Annotated in this window: 1 protein-coding gene and 1 pseudogene; one reads left to right on the top strand and one right to left on the bottom strand. The window is 60.2% G+C overall.

Going from position 1 to position 661, the window contains the following annotated elements; translation table 11 throughout:
* Positions 1-220 (top strand): annotated as a pseudogene (locus tag OOJ09_RS31940) (sulfate ABC transporter ATP-binding protein); the annotation flags it as partial.
* A 24-nt stretch (positions 221-244) separates the two neighbouring features.
* Here the strand turns inward: OOJ09_RS31940 and OOJ09_RS31935 are convergent.
* Entirely contained in the window at positions 245-478 is a 234-nt protein-coding gene (locus tag OOJ09_RS31935; RefSeq protein WP_269909025.1) for a hypothetical protein, read from the bottom strand.
* Positions 479-661 lie beyond the last annotated feature (183 nt).

The raw sequence follows: 661 nt of genomic DNA, 5'->3' as shown, positions 1-661 counted from the left end.
ACTCGAAATCGGCGGCGACCGCCAGCGGGTCGAGATCGAACTGCCCGTCGACCATCCCGCCGCACAGAAAAGCCGCGTCGCCTTCCGGCCAGGCCGATGGACGCTCTTCCCGGCCTCGTCGATTACGATCCAGAGCCGCAAGCTGGCGCTGGCGAGCTGCCAGAAACGGTTTTCGGAAAGAAGGCCCGAGCGGCTAAAGTCCACCACGCGCGCCGCCTGAATTGGGCCAGTCATCGCGTCGGCTTCAAAATCGACGCTTCTTGGTCTCCGGCGCCGGCGCCAGCATCGTGAATGCGCGTCCAATCTCGTGATCGCCCTCAGCCACGATGGTTGCGGAGATCAGGACATGTTCTTTTTGCAGCAAGACGGAATGGGTCATTGTCCCGGCGGCCATCATTGTCGTCGAATAGCCTGCGATGGACCAGCCTGAGGCAAGAAGACGAGTAAGCTTGTCGTTCGGTTGTTGTTCCGCAGCCATACAGTTCCTCCGGGAAGGCCGAGAATTACGGAGGTTCTGTGCAGATGAAAGCACTGCCTCGCTCCCGGACCGAGGCCAATACCACGTTACAATCGGGTCACCATTATGTTGATTCAACCGACAGCACGGGCATCGGGGGCGGAGAAGCTTGCTTGGAAGCTTCTCCTGTTCCCATCGGCAGGC

This window comes from Mesorhizobium qingshengii (genome assembly GCF_027563465.1).
In the GTDB taxonomy this organism is placed as follows: domain Bacteria; phylum Pseudomonadota; class Alphaproteobacteria; order Rhizobiales; family Rhizobiaceae; genus Mesorhizobium; species Mesorhizobium qingshengii_A.
Note: the sequence above shows the minus strand (reverse complement) of the source record. Positions and strands in the feature narration are given on the sequence as shown.